The following is a 19,185-nucleotide window of genomic DNA, read 5'->3' as shown; positions in this document are numbered from 1 at the left end:
CTCCCCGAGGGGGCGAGGGGGAAAGGGAGCATATCTCAGTTGCTTGCAAACCCGAGTTCGACTCCGGACTTTCAAGTCGGCGTAACTCGAACAAACAACTCGTTCAGTCCCCTCTCCCTCCGGGAGAGGGCTAGGGTGAGGGGGCTTTTCCCTGACACTCTACACATTCAACCAGCACCAAGGCCCCCGATGAAACGCTACGAAAAATTCGCCGACGACATCGCTGAACTGATCCGCTCCGGCGTCCTCGGCCCCGGTCAACGGGTGCCGTCGGTGCGCTACGCAAGCCAGACCTACGGCGTCAGCCCGTCCACGGTATTCCAGGCCTACTACCTGCTGGAACGTCGCGGCCTGATCCGTGCCCGCCCGCGTTCCGGCTATTTCGTCAACACCCACGCACCGAGCCCGTTCTCGGAGCCGGTGATCAGCAGTCAGGTCAACGAGTCCACCAAGGTCGACGTCAGCGAGCTGGTGTTCTCGGTACTCGAGTCGATCAAAGATCCGAGCACCGTGCCGTTCGGCTCGGCATTCCCCAGCCCGACCCTGTTCCCCCTGCAACGCCTGTCCCGCTCGCTGGCCAGCGCCGCACGGGAGATGGACCCGCGCATGGTGGTCACCGACATGTCGCCGGGCAACCCGCAACTGCGTCGGCAGATCGCCCTGCGCTACATGGTCGGCGGCCTGATGCTGCCGATGGAAGAACTGCTGATCACCAACGGCGCCCTCGAAGCGCTCAACCTGTGCCTGCAAGCGGTGACCGAACCCGGCGATCTGGTGGCCATCGAAGCCCCGGCGTTTTACGCCAGCCTGCAAGTGCTCGAACGCCTGAAACTCAAAGCCGTGGAAATCCCCGTTCACCCGCGCGACGGCATCGACCTCGGCGTGCTCGCCCAGACACTGGAACGACACCCGATCAAGGCCTGCTGGTGCATGACCAGTTTCCAGAACCCGATGGGCGCGACCATGCCCGAGGCCAAGAAACAGGAACTGGTGGAACTGCTGAAACAGCACCAGGTGCCATTGATCGAAGACGACGTCTACGCCGAACTCTATTACGGCCAGCAGGCGCCGAAACCGGCCAAGGCCTTCGACACCGAAGGTCTGGTGATGCATTGCGGCTCGTTCGCCAAGAGTCTGGCCCCCGGCTATCGCATCGGCTGGGTCGCCGCCGGGCGCTACGCGCAAAAGATCGAACGACTGAAACTGATGACCTCACTCTGTGCCTCGATGCCGGCCCAAGCGGCCATCGCCGACTACCTGCAACACGGTGGCTACGACCGCCACCTGCGCAAATTGCGCTACGCCCTCGAAGAACAGCAAAGCGCGATGCTCGCGGCCATCGCCCGTTACTTCCCGGCGCAGACGCGCGTGAGCCAACCGGCCGGCGGCTACTTCCTGTGGCTGGAACTGCCACCGCAGATGGATTCGTTGAAGTTGTTTCAGATGGCGCTGGCGCAGGGGATCAGCATCGCGCCGGGGCCGATTTTTTCGCCGACCCAGCGCTTCAGAAATTGCATCCGGTTGAACTACGGCAGCCCGTGGACCGAGGATGCGGAAAAGGCCATGGAGACGCTGGGGCGGATTGTGCGATCGTTCTGAACAGCCACTCAACTGAACAGTTCAGCGCTATCTGTATATCCCGGGTCGGGTGTCGGGATCTGTCCTCCTGCAATCAGCACTGCGCCGGATTTGAGCAGAGTAGCGATGTGCGAATGCCGCCCGTCGCTCAAGTCACCGACCGGGACCCACTCATTGGAGGCGGGATTATAGATTTCGTCAGACCACGCATCGCCTATGTCGATAATCCCGGTACTCCCCGCCACAAGCACCTCACCACTCTTCAATCTAGTCGCGGTATGCCGACTGCGAGTAACCTGCAGCGCAGTCGTCGGCTGCCAGGTTTCGTCATTCGGACAATAAAGTACGCCACTGTTCAACGGTAAGCCGAAAGGTTCGTCATCCCCCCCGACCAGCAGAACGCGCCCATCTTCCAGCAGCGTCGCGGTTTGCAGCATTCGAGGCGCCGGCAGTGGTTTGATTTCTCTCCACAGGCGGCGCTGGGGGTCGAAAATACAGGCGCTGCGCAATGCGGCGTTGTCGGTTGCCGAGTAGCCACCAGCAACCAGAAGCTCGCCTGTATCGAGCAATGTCGCGGTGTGATTCATTCGTGCGACAGGCAGACTGGGCATATCAGCCCATTGGCCGGTTGCCGGGGCAAACCTCTCGACACTGTCAAGCACCTCACCGCCACTCGGCTGCAGATTGTTCCCACCTACCACCAACACTTCGCCGGAAGGCAATAACGTGGCGGTATGACCAAAGCGCGGAATCTTCAGGTCAGCGGATGCAAACCATCGATTGCTCGGGACGTCGTATAACTCGCTGCTTCGCAGCGTTGTTCCATCGCTGCCACCCGTGACCATGACCAGGCCGGAACGAAGAAGAAGCGCAGTGTGAGACCAACGTGCGCCGTGAAGTGGTGCGGCCGATGACCATTTTTGCTGGTTCGGGTCATAGCGCTCAACGCTTGATGCGTACACTTGCTGATCAAGGCTCATCCCGCCAGGAAGCAACGCCTCAACACGTACAGACTGAGGGGACACTGCAGTTGCCACGTCCGCGTTAAGGCCACCGACCACCAGCACATCGCCGTTCGCAAGCAAGGTCGCCGTATGAAATGCACGTGGCGCCATCATCGGCGATGTCGGTTTGAAGGTCCCGCTTTTGATTGTTTGCATCACGCTACCCCGCTTCGCCAGAAACGGACAGCGCGATACAGGAATTGAGTCGCCTAAGTCCGCCGCGCCTAATCTAGGCGCGGCGGCAAGCCGCGTAAACTGTCAGAACCAACAGGTTGACAACGATAAAACAGGTGGTTTCACGTGGTCCGGTCTAACGTCCGCCGCCGAGATCGACAAAAGTCCCGGTGGCATACGAGGCCTTGTCCGACAGCAACCAGACAATTGCCTCCGCCACCTCATCCGGCCGTCCGCCTCGGGCCATCGGGATCGCCGACTCCAGCTTGCTGACCCGATCCGGATCGCCGCTCAAGGCGTGGAAATCGGTATAGATGTAGCCCGGACGCACCGCGTTCACCCGAATCCCTTCGCCCGCCACTTCCTTGGACAGACCGATGGTGAACGTATCCAGCGCACCTTTTGAGGCCGCGTAATCAACGTATTCATTGGGCGATCCCAGCCGCGCAGCGACCGAAGAAACGTTGACGATGCTGCCGCCCTGCCCGCCGTGTTTGGGCGACATGCGCAGGATCGCGTGCTTGGCGCAGAGGATCGGCGCCAGGACGTTGGTTTTCATGATTTTGAGGATGCGGAATTCGGACATTTCGTCGACCCGCGACTTGTGCCCGACGGTGCCGGCGTTGTTCACCAAGGCGGTGACGCGGCCCAGTTCGCTGTCGACTCGGTTGAACAGCGCGATCACTTCGTCTTCGATACTGACATCGGCGCGCACGGCGATGGCCGTGGCGCCGCGTTCACGGACCTGGTCGAGCACGTGGTGAGCGGCCTGTTCGTCCGTCTGGTAATTGATGCAGATCCGATAGCCTTGCTCGGCAGCCAACAGCGCGGTGGCGGCGCCAATTCCACGACCACCGCCGGTGATCACAATGACTTTATCCATGCTGGCCTTTCCCCCGATACACACGTAACAGTCGGGGCAAGAATAACCGTCATTGCAGGGTTTTGCATGACCTGCGATTAGCGGCTCAGCTCACCGCCAATGGTTTGCCGCGCGCGACATTCTGCAGAAAGCGATCCGCCGGCATCGGGTGACCGAGCAGATAACCTTGCAGCGAATCGCAGCCCAGTTGCGTGAGGAAGTCCTGTTGCGAGTCGGTCTCCACTCCTTCAGCCACGATGCGCAGACCGAGCGCCTGACCCAGGGCGACGATTGCCGAAACGATCGCCGCATCGTCGCTGTCATGTTCCAGATCACGGACGAAACCGCGATCAATCTTCAGCTCGTTGGCCGGCAGGCGCTTGAGATACATCAGGCTGGAATAGCCCGTGCCAAAATCGTCGATGGACAGATCGACGCCCATGTCGGACAGCTCCTGCAACACCGTCATGCTCGCATCGGCGTCGCTCATGGCGGTGGTTTCGGTGATTTCCAGGGTCAGGCTGTTGGCCGGCAAATGGTGGGTGGCCAGGGCCTTGGCTACGCTGCGCACCAGTCCGGCGTGGCAGAACTGCAACGCTGACAGGTTCACCGCGATCCGCCATTCGGTGTGGCCCAGTACATACCACTCGCGCATCTGCCGGCAGGCTTCGTTGAGCACCCACTCGCCAATCGGAATGATCAGACCGGTTTTCTCTGCCAGATCGATGAACGTGTCCGGCATCAGCATGCCGTGAACTGGATGCTCCCAGCGCAACAACGCTTCGGCACCGACCGGGTGACCGTCAGCGGCGTGGAATTTGGGTTGGTAATGCAGACAAAACTCGCTGTGCTCCAGTGCTGCCCGCAGGTCCTGCAACAGTTGCAATTGCTTGCGCGCGTTACTGTTCATCGAAACGTCGAAGAAGCTGTAACCATTCTTGCCGCCGCCCTTGGCGTGGTACATCGCGGCGTCGGCGTTCATCAACAGTTCCTGGGCGCTCTCCCCGTTGCCGGGGTACAGGGCGATGCCGACGCTGGCAGAAATCTGCAGGTCATGTTCGGCGACCCGGAACGACTGTGCGATCAGGCCGACCTGACGTGCCGCCAGGCCCAGTGCATCGTTGGGTTCGGCCAGGCGCACCAGCAGGACAAACTCGTCGCCGCCGATCCGCGCCAGCGTGTCGAGGCTGCGCAAATCTTCACGCAAGCGCACCGCCACTTCGCGCAGCAACTGGTCCCCCATGTGGTGACCGAAAGCGTCATTGACCGGTTTGAAGCCGTCCAGATCGATAAACATCAGCGCAAAGCAGCCGCCCTGCTCATTGACCTTTTTCATCGCCTGATTGATCCGGTCGTCCAGCAACATCCGGTTCGGCAGGCCGGTCAAGGGGTCGTGCAGGGCCAGTTGGGTGAGTTCGCGGTTGGCCACGGTCAACGAATGGGCCAGATCAGCCGTGCGGGCTTCCAGACGCGCATCGAGAATCGAGGTCAGCAGCGCGATGGCCAGCACCGCCAGCGTGGTGATCAGCACCAGATTGTCGAGGCCGTTGCCGTTCAGGCCACTGAGCGCCGCACCACAGAAACTGCCGTCGGGAAACCGCGCCGCCGCCATCCCGGTGTAGTGCATGCCGACAATCGCCACGCCCATGACAATCGCCGCCCCGGCACGGAACAGCCGCACGTAAGGCGAATGCTGACGCAGACGGAAGGCAATCCACAACGCTGCTGCCGAGGCGCCAACGGCGATCAACAGCGAGGCGCCAAACAGCGTCGGATCGTAGTCGATGCCCGGCTGCATGCGCATCGCGGCCATGCCGGTGTAATGCATGGCGCTGATGCCGGCGCCCATGATCAACGCGCCAAAGGCCAGTTGCCAGGCCGGCAGTTTCGGCTGACTGACCAGCCACAGGGCAAAACCGCAGGACAGCACGGCGATCAGCAATGAGAGCGCGGTGATTGAAATGTCGTAACCGAGGCTGATCGGCAGCTTGAACGCCAGCATGCCAATGAAGTGCATCGACCAGACGCCGATGCCCATGGCAAACGCGCCGCCGGCCGTCCATAAATGCACGGCGCGGCCCTTGGCAGTGGCAATGCGCCCGGTGAGATCGAGCGCGGTGTAGGAAGCGAGGATCGCCACACACAGCGAAATGAAAACCAGCGTGAAGGAATAGCTACCGATGAGCATGAGGATTCTCGTGACCACCCCGCCGTACTGCGTCCGTTCTCAGCGGGGCCAAAGGCGCCGATTGTACTGATTGCGCGGAAGAACGCACTGACAAAGTAATCAAATGGCCATCAAGCCGATGAAACGCTTGTTTGATCGTCTGACAAGGCTCAATTTCGGTGTCTTGAGCAGATCGCTCCCGGCTCTGTTTCAGCGGTTATCAGTGGTTTCCAGCTGCCCGTCCCAGCCACCACCCAGCGCCGCAATCAGCTGCACACTGGCAATCAAACGGCTCTGCAGGATATTCAGCACCGTGCGTTCATTGCTCAGCGCCGTCGCCTGCACCGTCACTACATCGAGATAAGCAATCACCCCGGCCTTGTACTGGTTCTCGGTCAGACGCAACGAATCCCGTGCCGCGTCGAGGGCTTCCTGGCGCACGGCCGCTTCATCTTCGTAAACCTTCAACTGCACCAGATAGTTTTCCACTTCGCGGAAACCATCGAGCACAGTCTGGCGGTATTTGGCCACGGTCTGGTCGTACACGGCTTCGGTGCGGTCGACTTCGGCCGAACGAATGCCGCCGTCAAACAGCGGCAGGGTCATTTTCGGCCCCACCGACCAGAAGCGGTTCGGCAGGCTGATCAGGTTCTGCGAGGTACTGCTGCTGTAACCGCCGCTCATGCTCAGGCTGAAATCCGGGTAATACGCAGCCTTGGCCACGCCGATGTTGGCGTTGGCGGCGATCACCGAGCGCTCGGCCGAGGCGATGTCCGGACGGCGCTCGAGCAACTGCGACGGCAGGCTCAGTGGAATCTGCGGCAGCTTGGGAATGTCCTGAGTTTCGGCAATGTTGAATTCAGCGGGCGGCTGGCCGGTCAGTACCGCGATGGCGTTTTCGAACTGCGCCCGTTGCCAGATCAGGTCCACCAGATCGCCCTGGGTGGTTTTCAGCTGGGTCTGCGCCTGCGCCACCGCATCACGTCCGGAAACCCCGGCGTTGTACTGGTTCATGGTCATCTTCAGCGAGCGCTCGTACGCCGCCACTGTCGATTCGAGCAGGCGTTTCTGCTGATCAATCACTCGCAGTTGCAGGTAGTTCTGCACCAGTTCCGACTGCTGGCTCAGACGCATCGCCGCCAGATCGGCGTAGCTCGCCTGGGCACTGGCTTCATTGGCTTCCAGGCCCCGACGCAACTTGCCCCAGACATCCGCTTCCCAACTCACGCCCAGTTGCGCGTTGTACGTGTCACGAATGCCGCTGGAGGAACTGCTCAGACTCGAACTGCTGCTGCCGGTGCCCTGGCTGGAGCGGGTCTTGCCGGCACTCAGATCGACGCTCGGATAAAACGCCCCGCGTGCACTGCGTACCAACGCCTGGGCCTGACGGTACTGGGCCTCGGACTGGGCGACGGTCTGGTTCGAACTGTTGAGTTTCTCGATCAGCTGGTTGAGCTGACGATCGCCATACAGCTCCCACCAGGCACCACGCGCCAGGGAATCGCTCGGATTGGCCTGACGCCAGCCTTCGGCTTCCTTGTACTGGGCGATTTCGGCGGTCTGCGGGCGCTGGTAGTCCGGGCCGACGGCGCAGGCACTGAGCATCGCCACGCACAGCGACAGGCTCAGCAGACGCGAGCCGCGAACGGTAGCCAGATTGATAAGCGAACGGTCAGTCATAGCGGAGTTTCCAGAGCGGCATCAGTGCGCACGCCACGCCATTTGTTGAAACGATGGCGCAGCTTGTCGAGATAGAGGTAAACCACAGGCGTGGTGTAAAGGGTCAGCACCTGACTGAAAATCAGACCGCCGATGATGGTCAGGCCCAGAGGCTGGCGCATTTCCGCGCCTTCGGCCCGGCCGAGCAATAACGGCAAGGCGCCGAGGATCGCCGCCAGCGTGGTCATCAGGATCGGCCGCAGGCGTTGCAGACAGGCGCTGCGAATCGATTCCAGCGGCGCCATGCCTTGATGGCGTTCCAGTTGCAGCGCCAGGTCGATCATCAGGATTGCGTTCTTCTTCACCACGCCGATCAACAGGAACAGCCCGAGCAGCGAGATCAGGCTGAACTCGCCGCCCAGCACATAGATCGACAGCAAAGCGCCGACCCCGGCCGACGGCAGCGTCGACAGGATCGTCAGCGGGTGAATGTAGCTTTCATACAGCACGCCCAGCACCAGATACACCGCCAGCAGCGCACCGAGGATCATGAACGGCTGGCTCTTCTGGGTGGCGGCGAACGCATCGGCGGTGCCGGCCATTTTCACGATCACGTCTTCCGGCAGGCCGAGCCTGGCAATCGCCCGCTCGATGGCGGCGCTGCCCTGCTCCACCGTCACACCTTCGGCCATGTCGAAGGAAATGCTCTCGGAGGCGAACTGGCCTTCGTGGCTGACCCGGTCGTCTTCCAGGCTGTTTTCATAGTGAGCGAAGGTCGACAGCGGAATCCGCGCACCGTCGGCGGTAATCACCTGAACCTGTTTGAGTGTCACCGGATCCTGGGCGTATTTCGGATTGACCTCCATCACCACCTGATACTGGTTGAGGCTGTCGTAGATCGTGGAAATCTGCCGCTGGCTGTAGGCGTTGTTGAGCACCGCCGTGACCATTTCCATGTCCACGCCCAGGCGTTTGGCCTGATCGCGGTCGACAATCAATGTCACCTGCTGCGCGCCCGCGCCTTCCCGGGCGTCGATGGCCGTCAGCTCGGGCAAGGCCCTGAGCGCGGTGACCACTTTCGGATACCACTCGCGCAACTCACCCAGATCACCGCTTTGCAGGATGTAGCTGTACTGCGAAGTGGTCTGCTCGCGACCGCCTCCGAACTGCAGGTCCTGGTCGGCCATCAGCATCAGTTGAGCGCCGGCCACCTTGGGCATTTCCTTGCGCAGACGCTCGATGACCTTCTGTGCCGAGATATTGCGCTCCTTGATCGGTTTCAGGCGCACCAGCATGAAGGCGTTGTTGGTGCCGTTGGTGCCACCAATGAACCCGGCCACACTCTCGACCGCTGCGTCCTTGAGCACGGCGCGGCGGAAGGTCTCCATTTTCGGCTGCATCACACTGAACGACAGGCCGTCGTCACCGCGCACGAAACCGATCAACTGGCCGGTGTCCTGCTGCGGCATGAAGGTTTTCGGCACCACCACATAGAGGGCGACGTTCACTCCGACGGTGATGATCAGGCTGAGCAAGGTCAGGCGACGGTGGCGCAATACCCAGTCGAGGCTGGTGGCGTACTTGCCGACCATCCAGTCGTTGGTGCGGCGGCTCCAGCGTTGCAGGCGGTTTTCCTCACCCGGCTTATGGGGTTTGAGCCAGCGCGCGCAGAGCATCGGTGTCAGCGTCAGGGAAACCAACAGCGACACCACGATGGCCGCCGCCAGGGTGATGGAAAATTCGCGGAACAGGCTTTCGATGATCCCGCCCATGAACAGGATCGACAGGAACACCGCCACCAGCGAGACGTTCATCGACAGCAGGGTAAACCCGACTTCCTTGGCCCCGAGGTACGCGGCCTTCATCGGCTTGACGCCTTCGTCGATGTGCCGGGAAATGTTCTCCAGCACCACGATGGCGTCGTCCACCACCAGCCCGGTGGCGAGGATCAGCGCCATCAGCGACAAGTTGTTCAGCGAGAATCCGTAGAGGTACATCACCGCAAAAGTGCCGACCAGTGAAACCGGTACCGCCAACGTCGGAATCAGGGACGCGCGGAAATTACCGAGGAACAGGAACACCACCAGAATCACCAGCGCCACGGCGATCAGCAGGGTCATTTCCGCTTCGTGCAGGGTGGCCTTGATCACCGGCGAGCGATCCATCGCCAGGTTCAGTTTGACACTGGCCGGCAACACCGCCTGCAACGCCGGCAACTGGGCCTTGATCTCGTTGACCGTCTCGATGATGTTGGCGCCGGCCTGGCGGTTGATCACCAGCAGCACCGCCGCGTCATCGTTGAAAAAACCACTGTTGTACCGGTCTTCCACGCCGTCGCTGACCTTGGCCACGTCTTTCAGGCGCAGGGCCGCGCCACCGTTGTAGTGGATGATCAGCGATTCGTAATCCTTGGCTTTCTCCAGTTGATCGTTGGCCTGGATCTGCCACAGTCGCTGGTCGTCCTCGACCGAGCCCTTGGGCCGACGCACGTTGGCTTCGGCGATGGTCTTGCGCACATCGTCCAGCGCCACGCCGTACTGGTTCAGCGCCTGAGGTTCGAGTTCGATACGCACCGCCGGCAGCGAGCTGCCGCCGATCTGCACTTCACCGACGCCCTGCACCTGGGACAGGCTTTGGGACAGGATGGTCGAGGCCAGGTCATAGAGCTGGCCTTTTTCCAGCACATCCGAGGTCAGCGACAACACCATGATCGGTGCCTGCGACGGGTTGACCTTCTTGTAGGTCGGCATGCTGCGCATCCCGCTCGGCAGCAGGTTGCGCGAGGCGTTGATCGCCGCCTGCACTTCCCGCGCCGCGCCGTTGATGTCGCGATCAAGGTCGAATTGCAGGATGACCCGGGTCGAGCCCTGGCTGGAGCGGCTGCTCATGGTGTTGACGCCGGCAATGGCGCCGAACGAGCGCTCCAGCGGCGTGGCCACGGTGGACGCCATGACTTCCGGACTGGCGCCGGGCAGGCTGGCCTGCACCACGATCACCGGGAAATCCATTTGCGGCAGCGGCGATACCGGCAGCAGGCCGAAGCTCACACCGCCCAGCAGCATGATCGCCAGGCTCAGGAGCATGGTCGCCACCGGGCGCTTGATGAAAGGACCGGACAGGTTCATGGCTGTTCCACCGGCTCCACGGCCGAAGGAGCACGGCCCCAGCGCCGGCCGAGACGATCGAAGTACAGGTAGATCACCGGGGTGGTGAACAGCGTCAGCACCTGACTCACCAGCAACCCGCCAACCATCACCAGACCCAGCGGCTGACGCAATTCAGCGCCGGAGCCGGTGGCCAGCATCAACGGCACCGCGCCAAACAGCGCCGCCAGCGTCGTCATCAGAATCGGCCGGAAACGCAACAGCGCCGCCTGATAGATCGCCTGCTCCGGCGCCATGCCCTGAGTGCGTTCGGCGTCGAGGGCGAAGTCGATCATCATGATCGCGTTCTTCTTCACGATACCGATCAGCAGAATGATGCCGATGATCGCGATCATCCCCAGGTCATTGCCACTGAGCAGCAACGCCAACAAGGCCCCCACCGCCGCCGACGGCAAGGTCGAGAGAATGGTGATCGGGTGAATGTAGCTCTCGTAAAGCACGCCGAGCACGATGTACATGGTCACCACCGCCGCCAGAATCAGCAGCAAGGTGCTCGACAACGACGCCTGGAACGCTTCGGCGGCGCCCTGGAACTGGGTCTGCACGCCGATCGGCATGCCGATGTCCTTTTGCACCTGCTCGATGATGTCCACCGCATGCCCCAGCGCCACGCCCGGTGCGAGGTTGAATGACATCATCACCGCCGGGAACTGGCCGATGTGGGTGATCGCCAGTTGCGCCTGCCGTTCCTCGACATGGGCCAGGCTCGACAACCGCACCTGACCACCATCGGTGGTCTTGACGTGAATCTGATCCAGCGCCTGCGGGCCGATCTTCTCTCCGGCCTGAGCCTGCAGCACCACGCGGTACTGGCTGGCCTGGGTGTAGATGGTCGAAATCTGCCGCTGGCCGAACGCGTCATACAGCGCATCGGTGATGTTCGACACCGACACACCCAGCCGTGAAGCAGCGTCGCGGTCGATCACCAGGAACACCTGCAAACCCTTGTCCTGCAAGTCGCTGGCGACGTCAGTCAGTTCCGGACGCTGGGCCAGCGCCTCGACCAGTCGGCCACTCCACAGGCTGAGTAATTCAGAATCCGGCGACGACATGCTGAACTGGTACTGGGTACGGCTGACGCGGTCTTCGATGGTCAAGTCCTGCACCGGCTGCATGAACAGACGGATGCCGACAAGCTTGTCCAGTTGTGGTTGCAGGCGAGCAATCACTTCGGTCGCCGTCAGGTCACGCTGGCCATGGGGCTTGAGGTTGATCAGCAGCCGACCGCTGTTGAGCGTGGCGTTGTCGCCGTCGACCCCGATGTAGGACGACAGACTTTCCACCGCCGGATCTTCCAGAATCACCTTGGCCAGCGCCTGCTGACGCTCGCCCATTGCAGCAAAGGAAATCGACTGCGGCGCTTCGGAAATGCCCTGGATCACCCCGGTGTCCTGCACCGGGAAGAAGCCCTTGGGCACCACCATATAAAGGAACACGGTCAGGGCCAGTGTGCCGATGGCCACCAGCAGGGTCAGCGGCTGATGCCTGAGCACCCACTGCAACTTGCGCCCGTAAGCGGCAATCATCCAGTCAATGAACGCACCACTGGCGCGGTAGAAGCGGCCCTGTTCATGCGGCTCTGGTTCACGCTTGAGCAGACGCGCGCACATCATCGGCGTCAGGGTCAGCGAGACCACCAGGGAAATCAGGATCGCCACCGCCAGGGTGATGGCAAACTCACGGAACAACCGCCCCACTACGTCGGCCATGAACAGCAGCGGAATCAGAACCGCAATCAGCGACAGGGTCAGGGAAATCAGGGTGAAACCGATCTGCTTCGCGCCCTTGAGCGCGGCCTGCATCGGACTGTCGCCCTCCTCGATGAAACGCGCGATGTTCTCCAGCATCACGATCGCATCGTCGACCACGAAACCGGTGGCGATGGTCAATGCCATCAGCGTCAGGTTGTTGACCGAGAAGCCGGCGAGGTACATCACGCCGAACGTACCGATCAGCGACAGCGGCACGGCCACCGACGGAATGATCGTGGCACTGGCGCGGCGCAGGAACAGGAACGTCACCATCACCACCAGCGCGATGGCGATCAACAGTTCATGTTGCACGTCGGTGACGGAAGCGCGGATGGTCTGGGTGCGGTCGGTCAGCACGACCACGTCGAGACCGGCCGGCAGGTTGTCGGTGATGCTTGGCAGCAGCGCCTTGATCCGGTCGACCACTTCGATCACGTTGGCGCCCGGTTGACGCTGGATGTTCAGCAGCACGGCCTGATTCTGGTTGGCCCACGCCGCCAGACGCTCGTTCTCGGCGCCGTCGACGATCTGCGCGACATCCTTGAGCCGCAGCGGCGCGCCGTTGGCGTAGGCCAGGATCAGGTTGGCGTAATCCTTGGGCGACGTCAGCTGGTCGTTGGCGTCGAGCATCGACACCCGGGTCGGGCCGTCGAAGTTACCCTTGGGCTGATTGACGTTGGACGCGCTGATCAGCGTGCGCACGTCCGACAGGTTCAGGCCGTTGGCCGCAAGCGCCTCCGGATTGACCTTGATCCTCACCGCCTGACGCTGGCCGCCGGCGATGCTGACCATGCCGACGCCGCTGATCTGGGCGATTTTCTGCGCCATGCGCGTATCGACCAGATCATTGAGCTTGGGCAGCAACATGGTTTTCGAGGTGATGGCCAGGGTCAGCACCGGGGTGTCCGCCGGGTTGACCTTGTTGTACACCGGCGGCGCGGGCAAGTCGGTCGGCAACAGGTTGGTCGCGGCGTTGATCGCGGCCTGCACCTGCTGTTCGGCGACGTCCATGTTGATGTCGAGACTGAACCGCAGGGTCAGCACCGACGCGCCGCCGGAACTGGTCGAGGCCATTTGCGTGAGGCCCGGCATCTGCCCGAACTGGCGTTCCAGCGGCGCGGTGACGGCGCTGGTCATCACGTCCGGACTGGCGCCCGGATACAGGGTCATGACCCGGATGGTCGGGTAATCGACCTGCGGCAACGCCGAAACCGGCAGCAGGCGATAGGCGATCAGACCGGCCAACACGATGGCCAGCATGCTCAGCGTGGTGGCGACCGGACGGAGGATGAACAGACGCGAAATGTTCATGCGCCCTTCTTGGCCTTGTCGGTGACGGCGGCGTCAGGCGCGGTGGCGGCGGACTTGCCTTGCAGGTGTTCGGTCGGGGTGGTCGGCACATCCTTGCTGTCGTTGACCACTTCCACTTCACTGCCTTCCTTCAGACGGTCGGTGCCTTCCAGCACCACCCGGTCGCCGGCGGCCAGGCCTTCGGTGACCACCGTGTTTTCGCCGTCGCTGGCACCGATCTTCAACTGGCGGATGGTGACTTTCTTGTCGCCGTCCAGCGCGTAAACGAAGGTGCCGTTGGTGCCGAACTGAATGGCCGCCGACGGCGCCAGCACTACACCTTTCAAGGTGTCAGCCAGCAAGTGAACGTTGACGAACTGGTTGGGGAACAGCGACTGATCGCGGTTCTCGTAGCGCGCCTTGAATTTCAGGGTGCCGGTGGTCACGTCGATCTGGTTGTCGAGGCTTTGCAGCACGCCAGTGGCCTGCAGTTTGGTGTCGCCGCGATCCCAGGCTTCGGCCGGCAGTTTGGCGCCGCTGCGATAGCGGGCGAGCACGGTGTCCAGACTGTTTTCCGGCAGGGTGAAGGCGACACTGATCGGTTGGGTCTGGGTGATCACCGCCAGGGAGGTCGTGTCGTTGGCCGCCACGAGGTTGCCGACGTCGAGCTGACGCAGGCCGACGCGACCGGCGATCGGTGCACGGATCTTGGTGAATTCGAGATTGAGCTTGGCGTCGTTGACTGCCGCCTGATTGGTTTTCACGGTGCCGAGGTATTGGCCGACCAGCGCTTCAGCGGTGTCCAGCGTCTGCTTGGCGATGCTGTCTTCCTTGTACAGGCCGCGATAGCGCTCGACATCGACCTGGGCGTTCTTCAACTGCGCCTGATTCTGCAGCAAGGTGCCTTCCGCCTGGAGCAAGGCGTTCTGGTACGGACGCGGATCGATCTCCGCCAGCAGGTCACCGGCCTTGACCATTTGCCCTTCCTCGAAATAAATCTTCACCAGTTCGCCACCAACCCGACTGCGCACATTGATGGTGTTGAGCGCCGTCACCGTGCCCAGGGCCTTGTAGTACAGCGGGAAGTCCCCGGTGACTGCCGGCGCCACGCGCACCGGAATCGGCCCTGCAGCGCCGCCGAAGCCCGGACGCATCATCCCCGAACGACCGGTGTGGCCGGCCTGCGCCTTCTCGCCGCCCTCCTTGTGGGTCGAACCGGACGGCCAGAATTTCCAGCACAGACCGGCAATGACCAGCAGGACAAGCAGGCTCAACAGCCAGCGACGGGAGTTTCGGGAAGACGATTGCATGGACTGATTAACCATTGGGCGCGTGGGCTTCTTTTACGGGAGGCTGAACGATAAGCACTGGTGGGGATTTAGCAAAGCAGCTTTACCGGCAATTTACCTTCCACTTACGTTTCAAGGTGTGAGGCAAAACACTGATACACAAATGAAAACGGCCTGGACAGGGCCAGGCCGTTAACAATTGTAAAAGCGCTTATTTCAGAACGGACAGTGCCGCTTCGTAGTTAGGCTCTTCTGCAATTTCCTTGACCAGTTCGCTGTGCAGGACGTTGTCGTTTTCGTCCAGAACAACCACCGCACGGGCGGTCAGGCCTTTCAGCGGGCCGTCAGCGATGGCCACGCCGTAGTTCTCGAGGAACTCGGTGCCGCGCAGGGTCGACAGGTTTTGTACGTTTTCCAGGCCTTCGGCGCCGCAGAAGCGAGCCTGGGCGAACGGCAGGTCAGCCGAGATGCACAGCACCACGGTGTTGCTGATGTCGTTGGCCTGAGCGTTGAACTTGCGCACGGAAGTGGCGCAGGTCGGGGTGTCGACGCTTGGGAAGATGTTCAGCACTTTGCGCTTGCCGGCGAAGTCTTTCAGGGTGACGTCGGACAGATTGCCGGCTACCAGGGAAAAGGCTGGCGCCTTGGAACCGGCTTGTGGCAGTTGGCCGTTGACTTGAACCGGGTTGCCTTTGAGCGTGACTTGAGCCATGAACGGAGTCCTTCTTAACGTTGTTGGGAAAGCATGCAAGAGGCGGAAGTTAACCACGAAATTGTCCGACGACCTATGCCTGGACTGAAATTGTCATGTTCTGGCACGCAAAACTGGATACACATTCTCCAGTACCCCCACACATCCCCGCTCTAAAAGAGGGTGATGCTTGTTAAAACGCGAGTCTGCATCTTTTCTTTAACGACCTGTCGATTCAGATCCCGGCCGTTCGACTAGGCCATGAATCCCTCACTCACCTGCGGAGAAACACCATGCGCTTCATGATCATTGTCAAAGCCAGCCACGACTCCGAAGCCGGCGTGATGCCCAGCGAACAGTTGCTGACCGACATGGGTAACTACAACGAACAACTGGCCAAGGCCGGCATCCTGGTTTCTGCCGACGGCCTGCATCCCAGCAGCAAAGGCGCCCGCGTACGCTTCAGTGGCGAAAACCGCAGCGTGATCGACGGCCCGTTTGCCGAGACCAAAGAGCTGATCGCCGGTTACTGGATCTGGGACGTGAAATCCAAAGAAGAGGCCATCGAATGGGTCAAGCGCTGCCCGAATCCCATGCCGGGCACTGAATCGGAAATCGAGATTCGCCAGGTGTTCAGCGCGGAAGATTTCGGCACCGAGTTCACCCCGGAACTGCGTGAGCAGGAAGAACGCATACGCGAGCAAGCCAAAAAACACTGAAGCCCCGAATCGAGCACGTCAGCATTTTCCGTAAGGCCGGTGACGACTGAGCGAGACACGAGGACTTTTCGACGCGAAACAGGTAGGGTGCGCAACATCACAATGCCACCACTGGATCGCGTCGCGGTTTTCATGGAGTTGTCATCGCAATGAGTTGCTGGACCGTCCTTGGCCTGTCGGCCGACGCCGATGTGCGCGCTATCAAACGCCAATATGCCGTCCTGCTCAAACAAACCCGCCCCGACGATGACCCCGAGGGCTTCCAGCGGCTGCGCGATGCCTATGAGCAGGCGCTGGCGTACAAGGAATGGCAGCAGTATCACGAGCAGGATGAAGAACAAGCGCAGGATCCGGGCATTGAAGAATCCTGGGATCTGAGTGGCCTGACAGTGGTTGAGGTCGATGCCCTGCAACTGGCGACCCGCTCGCTGGACGGGCTCAGCGTTGAAGAGCTGAATCATCGCCATGCCGTCACCCTCAAACAGGGTTGCGCGCATTTCTTCGAAGACACGGTGCTGCATCATTGCATTGAACACCCTGAGACTTCGCAGACGCTGGTGGACTGGGCCATACCGACCTTCTTCTGGTTCAGCGCCTGGCAACGCCTGGAGCTGGACGAGATATCGATTGACCTGTTGCTGGATCAGCAACGCGCGCGCATTGCGCAACCGATGCGCGATGCCCTCGAACGGGAAGACGTCGACGGATTTTTCCAGGCCTACGCCCGTTGTGCCGATTTCAATTGGCTGACGATTGAACAACATCGGCAATGGTTCAACCGTGCCCTGAGCCATTTGCTGCTGGATGCGCCAGTCTGGTCTCCCGAGATTTTCGAACGGGTGCGCACTGGTCAAGGCTGGCACGGCAGCACGGGGAATCTCTGCCCTGACGGCGAATGGCAACGCCTGCTGGCTCGACAAAATGCGCCGCTTTTCCTGGCTCACCAGCAACAACTGGCTACGGAGCCCGCCGTCACCTCCGAACACCGCGCCGCCCGCCTGCTGCTCGGCACCGGCTCGTTCAGCGCCCGCCGCGCGCTGGCCCGGCGCCTGCGCGAGGACGACTGGGCTCAATGCCGCAAGTTGAGTTCGGAGTTGTACGCCAATCACCCCAAGATCTGCGCGCAGATGCCCGGCGGCACAGCGTTTTTCTGGCGTGACTGGGAACTGAGCTTCAATGACTGGCCGACCTACGTGGGCGTGGTGCTGGCCTGCCTGATCGGCGCGTTCACCCATTACATTCCGCTGGGCATTCGCCTCAGCGGGCTGATCAATATCGTCATGATCTCGACCGTGGTGTTCGGCGTGATTGTGGCCGGGCTCAATTGGCTGGTGCACAACGTTGCCCATCGCGTATGGCGGCTGGATGACCGGCTCAGCGCTGGCCTCTGCCCGCGCTTCCTCAAAGACTCGCCGCCATTCGGCGTACTGCGCGACTTCATGCCCGGCGCGCTGATGGTGGCCGGGCTCGGCTGGTTTTTCGGCCCGATTGCCGGCGTGGTGTACGCCGCGACCCTGGCGACCTTCGGACTGGTGCGCCGCTGGCAGTCCAGGCCCCGGGTGTCCTGGGAAGAGAGCCGTCCGGCCATGAAGGTCGGCGTGACGATCTTCGGCATTCTGGTGCTGGCCCTCGTGCTCGGCGTATTCAAAGTGGTCGCCAGCCAAGGCACGGTCAATCGCAATCAGGGCCTGCAACCCTGGACCGAACGCCTGTGCAGTCGCTTGCCGGCCACCACCGCCGAATGCAGCGCACCGGCCACCGTCGAACAGTGGTACGGCAAGGAGGCCCGCCCATGAGCTCGAGAATGATGTTTTGCCTCGGTATTTTCTTCGCGCTGGTGATAATGGCGCTGACGAGTGCGACCCGTCCTTTCCTGCAACTCGATCTCTGGCTGGACGGGCGCGATGCGCCGGTCACCGCCCAGGCCAATGCGATGAGCCCGGTGATTGCCTGCATCAACCGGATCGACGTGCAATGGCGAGTGGCCTACGACCGCTACCAGAACCCTCAACCGCCCTTGCCCCGCGACCAGCGCTGGTTGAAGAGCCTCAATGATTTCGACGACAGCGACGCATTCAATGTGCGAGACATTCAGCGCGATGTCTGCGGTCAGGGCCTCACGGAAAAACTCGAACTGTTGGCCTGGCAGCCTGAACTGGCGCGACAGGCCAACGAGTATGTCCAGGCACTGACTCACGTCACGACCACCATTGCACCCACGCGGTTTTACCGAGAGGCGAGTTTCGTCTCCAGCTCGCAACAGCCCTCCCCTGGAGAGCTGGCGGCGATCGAGCGCGTTTCACAGGAGTACATCGGCGCCTCGACAGCTCTCCGGCAAAGCCTGCTGCCCATCGACACCACGCAACGTGCCGAACAGCTCAAGCTGATCGAAGCGCGTCTGGGCAGGGACATTCACTGGGACTTGCTGGCGTACATGATTCAGGCGCGGGAGACCATCGACATGCTCGACGAAGCGATGAAAAACCGCACCCTGACCCCGAAGTTGCTGGCCGACACCACCGCAAAGCTGCAACAGACGTGGAACCGTCGCGAACCCTGGCTCGCACCACGTACGGGTGGATTCCAGAACAAGACCGATGCCGCACGGGACCTGTGGCTGCGTATTGGCGAGCCGGGGCAAAACTATCTTGAGGCATTGAACACTCTGCAAGCCGACTGGCACAACCACGCCAAGCCCGAACGTTTGAGCGAGGACTACTACGCCGTGACCCGCCGTTACGACGGTTTGCTCAGCCATTACAACCGACTGGCGCGCGCCAGCTTCTGACGCCGTGCGCACGCCGGATCGCCCTCAGGGACGACCCGGCGTGTCGGTC

At 61.5% G+C, this 19,185-nt stretch carries 12 protein-coding genes; 4 read left to right on the top strand and 8 right to left on the bottom strand.

Going from position 1 to position 19,185, the window contains the following annotated elements:
- Positions 1-189 precede the first annotated feature (189 nt).
- Positions 190-1,599 (top strand): GntR family transcriptional regulator MpaR, encoded by a 1,410-nt coding sequence (gene mapR / locus QRN46_RS14995; protein ID WP_039772397.1) that lies wholly within the window; start codon positions 190-192, stop codon positions 1,597-1,599.
- Positions 1,600-1,607: 8 nt separating this feature from the next.
- On the opposite strand, the gene QRN46_RS14990 is transcribed toward mapR, so the two are convergent.
- The 8 genes from QRN46_RS14990 to tpx form a co-directional block, all read right to left on the bottom strand.
- Positions 1,608-2,738, bottom strand: a complete 1,131-nt coding sequence (locus tag QRN46_RS14990) for a Kelch repeat-containing protein (protein WP_285355550.1) — start codon at positions 2,736-2,738, stop codon at positions 1,608-1,610.
- 154 nt (positions 2,739-2,892) lie between these two features.
- Positions 2,893-3,639, bottom strand: coding sequence for an SDR family oxidoreductase (locus QRN46_RS14985; protein ID WP_011333945.1), 747 nt, complete (start codon positions 3,637-3,639; stop codon positions 2,893-2,895).
- An 85-nt stretch (positions 3,640-3,724) separates the two neighbouring features.
- Positions 3,725-5,806 (bottom strand): putative bifunctional diguanylate cyclase/phosphodiesterase, encoded by a 2,082-nt coding sequence (locus QRN46_RS14980; RefSeq protein ID WP_011333944.1) that lies wholly within the window; start codon positions 5,804-5,806, stop codon positions 3,725-3,727.
- A gap of 189 nt (positions 5,807-5,995) precedes the next feature.
- Entirely contained in the window at positions 5,996-7,465 is a 1,470-nt protein-coding gene (locus QRN46_RS14975) for an efflux transporter outer membrane subunit (protein ID WP_011333943.1), read from the bottom strand.
- On the bottom strand, positions 7,462-10,569 hold the full coding sequence (locus QRN46_RS14970) for an efflux RND transporter permease subunit (RefSeq protein ID WP_011333942.1): 3,108 nt from the start codon (positions 10,567-10,569) through the stop codon (positions 7,462-7,464). Before QRN46_RS14970 ends, QRN46_RS14975 begins: the two co-directional genes overlap by 4 nt.
- Positions 10,566-13,670 carry an MdtB/MuxB family multidrug efflux RND transporter permease subunit gene (locus tag QRN46_RS14965; RefSeq protein WP_011333941.1) on the bottom strand — a complete coding sequence of 1,035 codons (3,105 nt, stop codon included), beginning with the start codon at positions 13,668-13,670 and terminating at the stop codon, positions 10,566-10,568. The genes QRN46_RS14970 and QRN46_RS14965 overlap by 4 nt, the downstream gene beginning before the upstream one ends.
- Complete coding sequence (locus QRN46_RS14960) at positions 13,667-14,974, bottom strand: MdtA/MuxA family multidrug efflux RND transporter periplasmic adaptor subunit (protein ID WP_011333940.1); 1,308 nt, start codon at positions 14,972-14,974, stop codon at positions 13,667-13,669. Before QRN46_RS14960 ends, QRN46_RS14965 begins: the two co-directional genes overlap by 4 nt.
- Positions 14,975-15,149: 175 nt before the next feature.
- Positions 15,150-15,650: a thiol peroxidase gene (tpx, locus tag QRN46_RS14955; RefSeq protein ID WP_011333939.1), complete on the bottom strand. Its 501-nt coding sequence runs from the start codon at positions 15,648-15,650 to the stop codon at positions 15,150-15,152.
- Between the two features lie 272 nt (positions 15,651-15,922).
- Here tpx and QRN46_RS14950 point away from each other — a divergent pair, with 272 nt between their 5' ends.
- From QRN46_RS14950 to QRN46_RS14940, 3 genes are all read left to right on the top strand, one after another.
- Positions 15,923-16,348 (top strand): YciI family protein, encoded by a 426-nt coding sequence (locus tag QRN46_RS14950; protein ID WP_011333938.1) that lies wholly within the window; start codon positions 15,923-15,925, stop codon positions 16,346-16,348.
- A 149-nt stretch (positions 16,349-16,497) separates the two neighbouring features.
- Positions 16,498-18,144, top strand: coding sequence for a J domain-containing protein (locus QRN46_RS14945; protein ID WP_285355542.1), 1,647 nt, complete (start codon positions 16,498-16,500; stop codon positions 18,142-18,144).
- Positions 18,141-19,136 carry a DUF3829 domain-containing protein gene (locus QRN46_RS14940; protein WP_285355540.1) on the top strand — a complete coding sequence of 332 codons (996 nt, stop codon included), beginning with the start codon at positions 18,141-18,143 and terminating at the stop codon, positions 19,134-19,136. The genes QRN46_RS14945 and QRN46_RS14940 overlap by 4 nt, the downstream gene beginning before the upstream one ends.
- Positions 19,137-19,185: the final 49 nt, after the last annotated feature.

This window comes from Pseudomonas sp. lyk4-R2A-10 (genome assembly GCF_030209075.1).
In the GTDB taxonomy this organism is placed as follows: Bacteria; Pseudomonadota; Gammaproteobacteria; order Pseudomonadales; family Pseudomonadaceae; genus Aquipseudomonas; species Aquipseudomonas glycinae.
This window is presented reverse-complemented; position numbering and strand designations above follow the sequence as displayed.

Coding starts and splice junctions, on each gene's coding strand:
- mapR (WP_039772397.1), top strand. CDS start 190: ATGAAACGCTACGAAAAATTCGCCGACGACATCGCTGAACTGATCCGC.
- QRN46_RS14990 (WP_285355550.1), bottom strand. CDS start 2,738: ATGCAAACAATCAAAAGCGGGACCTTCAAACCGACATCGCCGATGATG.
- QRN46_RS14985 (WP_011333945.1), bottom strand. CDS start 3,639: ATGGATAAAGTCATTGTGATCACCGGCGGTGGTCGTGGAATTGGCGCC.
- QRN46_RS14980 (WP_011333944.1), bottom strand. CDS start 5,806: ATGCTCATCGGTAGCTATTCCTTCACGCTGGTTTTCATTTCGCTGTGT.
- QRN46_RS14975 (WP_011333943.1), bottom strand. CDS start 7,465: ATGACTGACCGTTCGCTTATCAATCTGGCTACCGTTCGCGGCTCGCGT.
- QRN46_RS14970 (WP_011333942.1), bottom strand. CDS start 10,569: ATGAACCTGTCCGGTCCTTTCATCAAGCGCCCGGTGGCGACCATGCTC.
- QRN46_RS14965 (WP_011333941.1), bottom strand. CDS start 13,670: ATGAACATTTCGCGTCTGTTCATCCTCCGTCCGGTCGCCACCACGCTG.
- QRN46_RS14960 (WP_011333940.1), bottom strand. CDS start 14,974: ATGGTTAATCAGTCCATGCAATCGTCTTCCCGAAACTCCCGTCGCTGG.
- tpx (WP_011333939.1), bottom strand. CDS start 15,650: ATGGCTCAAGTCACGCTCAAAGGCAACCCGGTTCAAGTCAACGGCCAA.
- QRN46_RS14950 (WP_011333938.1), top strand. CDS start 15,923: ATGCGCTTCATGATCATTGTCAAAGCCAGCCACGACTCCGAAGCCGGC.
- QRN46_RS14945 (WP_285355542.1), top strand. CDS start 16,498: ATGAGTTGCTGGACCGTCCTTGGCCTGTCGGCCGACGCCGATGTGCGC.
- QRN46_RS14940 (WP_285355540.1), top strand. CDS start 18,141: ATGAGCTCGAGAATGATGTTTTGCCTCGGTATTTTCTTCGCGCTGGTG.